This window comes from Nostoc sp. CMAA1605, assembly GCF_021596505.1.
Taxonomy (GTDB): domain Bacteria; phylum Cyanobacteriota; class Cyanobacteriia; order Cyanobacteriales; family Nostocaceae; genus Trichormus.
Genome location: NZ_PJIZ01000092.1, coordinates 24,961 through 31,040, shown reverse-complemented (window position 1 = coordinate 31,040; position 6,080 = coordinate 24,961). Strand labels below are relative to the sequence as shown.

The 6,080-nt window shown below is 40.3% G+C and carries 7 protein-coding genes; 4 read left to right on the top strand and 3 right to left on the bottom strand.

Annotated features, from left to right (window positions below; genetic code table 11):
• The 3 genes from CV014_RS23865 to CV014_RS23855 all read right to left on the bottom strand — a co-directional run.
• On the bottom strand, positions 1-966 hold a 966-nt coding region (locus tag CV014_RS23865; protein ID WP_236144297.1), incomplete at its 3' end, for an SMP-30/gluconolactonase/LRE family protein.
• A 355-nt stretch (positions 967-1,321) separates the two neighbouring features.
• Positions 1,322-1,789, bottom strand: coding sequence for a hypothetical protein (locus CV014_RS23860; protein ID WP_236144296.1), 468 nt, complete (start codon positions 1,787-1,789; stop codon positions 1,322-1,324).
• 151 nt (positions 1,790-1,940) lie between these two features.
• Positions 1,941-2,780: a prephenate/arogenate dehydrogenase gene (locus CV014_RS23855; protein WP_236144295.1), complete on the bottom strand. Its 840-nt coding sequence runs from the start codon at positions 2,778-2,780 to the stop codon at positions 1,941-1,943.
• Between the two features lie 136 nt (positions 2,781-2,916).
• Here CV014_RS23855 and CV014_RS23850 point away from each other — a divergent pair, with 136 nt between their 5' ends.
• The 4 genes from CV014_RS23850 (at position 2,917) to CV014_RS23835 (ending at position 6,059) form a co-directional block, all read left to right on the top strand.
• On the top strand, positions 2,917-4,479 hold the full coding sequence (locus CV014_RS23850; protein ID WP_236144294.1) for a pentapeptide repeat-containing protein: 1,563 nt from the start codon (positions 2,917-2,919) through the stop codon (positions 4,477-4,479).
• Between the two features lie 142 nt (positions 4,480-4,621).
• Positions 4,622-5,209, top strand: coding sequence for a DUF1517 domain-containing protein (locus CV014_RS23845; RefSeq protein WP_236144293.1), 588 nt, complete (start codon positions 4,622-4,624; stop codon positions 5,207-5,209).
• Between the two features lie 18 nt (positions 5,210-5,227).
• On the top strand, positions 5,228-5,374 hold the full coding sequence (locus CV014_RS23840; protein WP_236144292.1) for a hypothetical protein: 147 nt from the start codon (positions 5,228-5,230) through the stop codon (positions 5,372-5,374).
• A 172-nt stretch (positions 5,375-5,546) separates the two neighbouring features.
• Positions 5,547-6,059 carry a L,D-transpeptidase gene (locus CV014_RS23835; RefSeq protein ID WP_236144291.1) on the top strand — a complete coding sequence of 171 codons (513 nt, stop codon included), beginning with the start codon at positions 5,547-5,549 and terminating at the stop codon, positions 6,057-6,059.
• Positions 6,060-6,080: the final 21 nt, after the last annotated feature.

The following is a 6,080-nucleotide window of genomic DNA, read 5'->3' as shown; positions in this document are numbered from 1 at the left end:
GATTTTTACTGGTTTATCGGCAACTTTGTACATGAGGATTTGCTGATTTTGACTATTATCTGCTACTAACAGTTGACCTTGGGGATTAAAAGCGATCGCAGTTGGTTTGGCGACATCTGTAATTTGTGCTATTTGCTGTCCTTGAGGAGAATAACGCACAATCTTGGCTTGATTTTGGTAATTTTGAATCACCCATACATTATTTTGTCGGTCAATGGCGATCGCGCCTGGTTTGGTAACGCTAAAACTGCGTAGTTCTTGCATGGTATCAGTGTTGAAGACACGGACGCGATCGCTAGCCACATCACTGACATACAATTCTTTCCCAATAGTGGCTAATCCCGTCACTTCATTTTCACTATTGATGATGAGCATACTTTTATCCCAACCACGCCCCCCAGTAAAAGGTGCAGGTTTTCCAGACAAATCATAGCGTCTAATACAATACCAAGTCGTCCCCTTTGGCGGATAATCATCTTCTGGTTTCCCTTCATGACCTTGCTGCATAGCTATATAAAGGTACTGCTGATTACCTGTAATCGCCATTCCTCCTAGTCTTCCCCAGCCATGCAAGTCATCAAATTTACCAATAACATCACCATTTTGGTAAATACCGACTTCTCGGCCTGCTTCATCCCAATGACTATTGATGTAAACTTTACCTTCAGGTGAAACATACATCCCCGCCATTTGAATTTGTACCCACTTGCTACCACCAAAACTATTACCTATCCACGATGTTCTATAAGATGTTTTTGTAGCGACTTTGTAAGTATTGGTGGGTAATTTATTTAATGTTCCAGATATAGAATCCCCTATGGGTGTAACAATTATTCCCACTACTAAAGCGAGTATAAAAAGATATATTTTTAACCCCCGAAAGTGTTTATTTCGAGATAGTTTTTTGATATACTGACTACAGTTTTGTTGAAGAGTAATAAACTGTGTCCCTAGTCGTTTTTCCATAGTTTATTTCAGTTATTAGCGGTTTTGATTCATCTAGCACCCGAATTACCCTACAATTCAAATGCCCAAATGTATTTGATGTATGCAACTGAATAATTAAGCTAATTTTTGGTAGAACACGTACATAAACTAACAGATGATGACTAGAAACTTTTCCCATTCACAAAATTTTTATTAAAATCACATAATTAGTTTAAATAAGTAAATGTATAAATTAAACCAATTTTCAATGGAATTGAGTAATGAGTAATGAGTAATGACTAATGACTAATGACTAATGACTATTGTTTTTGTATATTCAAAGTAAATTTTATTTAGGGTGCGTTTTCTTGCAAACGCACCATATTGCACAAGTTTAAAACTGTACTGCTTGAGCTGTACCAACTAAAGAAGTCGTTTTATAAATCTGTGTTTGTCCTTGATTAAATTTAGTCGTCACGGAAAAACGATTAATTGTTGTGATCCCATTGGTAGTAATTCGTGCTTGGTTGCTTTTTCCTAAATTCACCGCCGGTAAAAGTAAACTAAATGTGGTAGGATTACCTTCTACCGTTTTACCAGTGCTTACTGTCACCAGTGTTCCAATCTCTAGTCCTACGGTACGGATTTGATCTCCTGTAAACTGTAATGTTTGTTGTTTGTCTTGGTATTGTAAGCGTGGTCTACCATCAAAGCTAGTGGTTGAGTAGGTAACTGTAATCCCTTCGCCTTGAAGTTCATATAAAGTTGGCACTTGTCCTTCCAATGCTTGAGATGGTAAGGCGGATATGGTGGTCAAGCCAAGACCTATAGTGAGTAAAGGAATGAGGTTTTTTTTGTGCATGGTTGAAAACCGATAAATATTTTTCCACGAGTTATTTAACAGGTCTTAAATTTCTATTTATGCAGATTAAATTGTAAATTTTCTTTACATAAAAATTCCTAGCTTGCTGATGAAGCTAGGAATATCAATAATTTTCATAACGCACTATTAACTAATCAACAAAATTAGGTCTAGCTTGGCTAGTTGATTCTAGTCTTGTTGTTAAAGCTGTCCAATTTTCCTGCTCAATTAGATTAGTTAATTCATCAAGATTTTGGCGATATTTTTGTAGTGAAATCAACAAGGCTTGGCGATTATATTGCGCCATCATCACGCCTAATTCTGGATTTCCTCCACCAACGCGGCTGGTATCCCGAAACCCGGAACTAGCAAGATTTTGGGCTAATTGTAAAACTTCTGGGTCAGTTTCACTCATACAGCTTGTTATCAATGAGGAACTGATCATAACTGGTAAATGAGAAATCCAACTGACGGCGCGGTCGTGTTGTTCTGGTTGACAATGATAGATATTAGCACCGAGCGATCGCACAATTTCTTCTACCTGCGCTACAGCATCGGGCGGCGTTTGTGATGTTGGCGTTAATACATAGGGTCGATTGACAAATAATTTTTTTTGTGCGGCTTCAATTCCACTATCAGTAGTTCCCGCCATTGGATGACCGCCAATAAAATTTGCCCATATAGGATCAATAGCTGTTACAATAGGTGCCTTTACTGAACCTACATCCGTAATTACCGTAGTTGATTTTAAATGCTTAATTAAATGCTCAACTTGGGGAACAATAAGTCCAATAGGTGTACAAACAAAGATAACTTCTGCGGTTGCTAACAAGTTCATGTTTACAGATGCTACATCGACACTACCTAAAGCCACTGCTGTCTGACAGGTAGATTCCTTGCGACTGACACCTACAACATGATGACCTTGCGATCGCAAATCATAACCCAGTGAACCGCCAATCAATCCCAATCCTAAAATCCCTATTTTCATCTTTAATTATGTAAGCTGATTATTCTTATTTTCCGTCTACTTGAACCAATATAGGGAAAGGGGAGCAGGAGAGCAAAACTAATGACTAATGACTATTGACTAATGACTATTGACTATTGACTAAAGGGTAGCATCGATGAATGTAGAGGAATTGCTAGAAAAATACACAAGCGGAGCAATGGACTTTAGCGGTGTTGACCTCTCAGAAGCGAATCTGAGCGGGGTCAAACTGAGTGGTGTGAACCTTAGTCATGCGAACTTGAGCGTCGCTAACCTAAGTGGAGCTAATCTCAGTGGAGCTGATTTAAGCCATGCCAAATTAAATGTAGCTAGACTTAGTGGTGTCAATCTCTCCAATGCGATTCTCAATCATTGTTGTTTAAATGTAGCTAATTTAATTCGTGCTGATCTGAGCCGCGCTCAAATGCGGGGAGCTTTATTAGTACGCGCGGAATTGATTCGTGCGGAACTGAGTCGTGCTGATTTGTTTGAAGCTGATCTCAAAGGAGCTGACTTACGGGAAGCCACACTGCGTCATGCTCACCTCCGTCACGCTAATCTCTCTGAAGCAATATTAAAAGGTACTTCCTTAGCGGGAGCGAACTTAGAAATGGCTAACTTCAATGCAGCTGATTTGAGTCGTGCTGACTTAAGCAGCACTAATTTGCGAGAAGCTGAACTAAAACAAGCAAATCTAGCTCAAGCTAACCTGAGTGGTGCAGATTTGAGTGGTGCTAACCTGCGTTGGGCTGATTTAAATGGAGCTGATCTGAGTTGGACGGATTTAAGCAACGCCAAATTGAGTGGAGCCAGCTTAATTGGAGCAGATTTAAGTAATGCTAATTTAACTAATGCGAGTTTAGTCCATGCGAATTTAAGCCAAGCGAAATTAATTAAAGCGGAATGGATAGGTGCTGATCTAACTAGTGCGATTCTCACAGGTGCAAAACTTTACTCTACACCAAGATTTGGCTTGAAAACAGATGCTTTAGTATGTGAATGGGTGGATTTAAGTCCTGAAGGCGATCGCACTATTATTCAAAGATTTGATATAGAGGATGTCCGCGATTTTTTTAATGAAACGCCCCCTACTATTTGTATTGTCGTTGATGCAGCCCTAGAATCAGAAGCCAATTTCGCTTTAGCCGGTGCTTACTACCACATCGCACAAGAATATCAGCTATGCAAACAACCCCCTAGTATAGAAGTAAGTCGCCGCCGTACAGTCATCACCTTTCGAGTAGATAGTGATGATACCCTATTACCTACCGCTTGTATGGCTATTCTCCCCTTTCGAGATGCAGCCAATACGCAAAAAAACATTTACACAATGGTAGACACCATAGGGAAAGAAGATATATCTCTTTTGGATCTAAACACACTCCAAAGAGCGAAGCAATTAGTAGCCCCCATCCAGGAAGCTATAGTTCAGGCGAAAGCCATTAGACAGGTAAAAAGAAATTTGGAATTAGCCGCCAAAATTAACTTCTTTAAAGCTGCCACCCAAACAATCTTAACTAATTCCAGTGGTCAAACTCTGATTGTGCATCACAACCCAAATTTTGGTAAACGATTTATTAATGCTGCCGATCATGTTAACTTTTTAGCTGACTTATCTAGTGATTCACCTACACCCACACTACCACCCATGAATACAGTGATTGATTTTGTTAAAACCTTTCACTATGTCAATGAGTGAGTGGGGGACTGGGGACTGGGGACTGGGGACTGGGGATTGGGGATTGGGAATAGGAAAATGTCTACCTTGTCTCTGTTACCCCTAAACCCCTACACCCCCACACCCCTAAACCCTTACCCTTATATTCCGATAGGAGATAGAGATGTCTGGTATCTTCAACAAAATGATGGGGCGGACTCGTTATGTAGTCTGTCGGATACTTCTGCACTTGGCGGGATCGGAAATCGCGCCAATTTTGGGAGAATTAAATAGAATCGCTAGAGATGCGATCGCCTCTGAAGGTGATATGCAAGTCATGGGCGAGGGTCTAGTAGACCTGTGCGAAACCCTGGTACGATACGATGAGTATTGGCTATCAGCGTCTAATGAAGGTGATGTCTTCTGGAGTGAAGGCGAAGCCGGAGACTACTTCAACGAATTATTTAGCGATTCAGCCGAAAGATATGGTGCTGATTTAGACTTAGATGCTAGTTCCAGTCAACCTCTATCACTCCCCACCACACGTAACATTGTAGTGATGATTACAGTTGCTTGTGAAGGAGAAGTCCCCGACATAGAAACAGACTTAGCAAATATCCAAGCGTTAAAGGAAGGGTTAAAAGCCGTAATTAATTTACACTACAACCACAAACTCAGAGCCATTCAAGTTCATTTCTCTCCAGCCAGATTAGGTGATGAACTCACTAACGATGAGTTGTTGCAATATTATCCAGAGTTAATTCCGTTGTAAGGGATTGGGGACTGGGGATTGGGGATTGGGGACTGGGGACACTTCGGCAAGCTCAGTGCATCGCTGGGGACTGGGGATTGGGGACACTTCGACAAGCTCAGTGCATCGCTGGGGACTGGGAATTGCGGACAAGGGCGACAAGGTAGACAAGGTAGGAGAGGATAAAAACCATTGACTAATAACTAATAACTAATGACTAATGACTAATGACTATTGACTATTGACTATTGACTAATGACTTCTCTCTGTAATTTTCTGGATGAAATTTTTACCAATGTACGGTTATATTTGATGTCTCAAAAACTGGTAAAAATTTCTTTGTCTCCGTGCTTCTACCATGAAAATATTAACTTTTCAGAACTGGACACGCTGCTTCAAACTCTCTATGGTTGGTGCATTATTGTCACTTAGTACCATTAGCATGAGTTCTGATGCAGCTTGGGCTGGTGTCATTAACCAGAAAATTACAGCAAGTATACAAAATCTGCAAAAATCAGATGAACGCTGGATTCAGATTAATCTTTCTACACAAAGATTAATTGCTTGGGAAGGTAATAAACCAGTGTATGCGATCGTAATTTCCTCTGGTAAGAAATCTACACCCACACGTATTGGTACTTTTAAAGTTCAATCAAAGCATAAAGTTACCCGAATGCGTGGTAGAAATTACGATGTCCCTAATGTTCCCTATGCCATGTTTTATGATGGGAATTATGGTATTCACGGTGCTTATTGGCATCGGAGGTTTGGTACTCCCGTTAGCCACGGTTGCGTAAATCTCGCACCTAATCATGCTAAGTGGTTATTTAATTGGGCTTCTTTAGGCACATCAGTAATTATTCAGAAATGAAGGTTTAAAAAGACGCGATCA

Coding starts and splice junctions, on each gene's coding strand:
- CV014_RS23845 (WP_236144293.1), top strand. CDS start 4,622: ATGTCTGGTATCTTCAACAAAATGATGGGGCGGACTCGTTATGTAGTC.
- CV014_RS23860 (WP_236144296.1), bottom strand. CDS start 1,789: ATGCACAAAAAAAACCTCATTCCTTTACTCACTATAGGTCTTGGCTTG.
- CV014_RS23850 (WP_236144294.1), top strand. CDS start 2,917: ATGAATGTAGAGGAATTGCTAGAAAAATACACAAGCGGAGCAATGGAC.
- CV014_RS23855 (WP_236144295.1), bottom strand. CDS start 2,780: ATGAAAATAGGGATTTTAGGATTGGGATTGATTGGCGGTTCACTGGGT.
- CV014_RS23835 (WP_236144291.1), top strand. CDS start 5,547: ATGAAAATATTAACTTTTCAGAACTGGACACGCTGCTTCAAACTCTCT.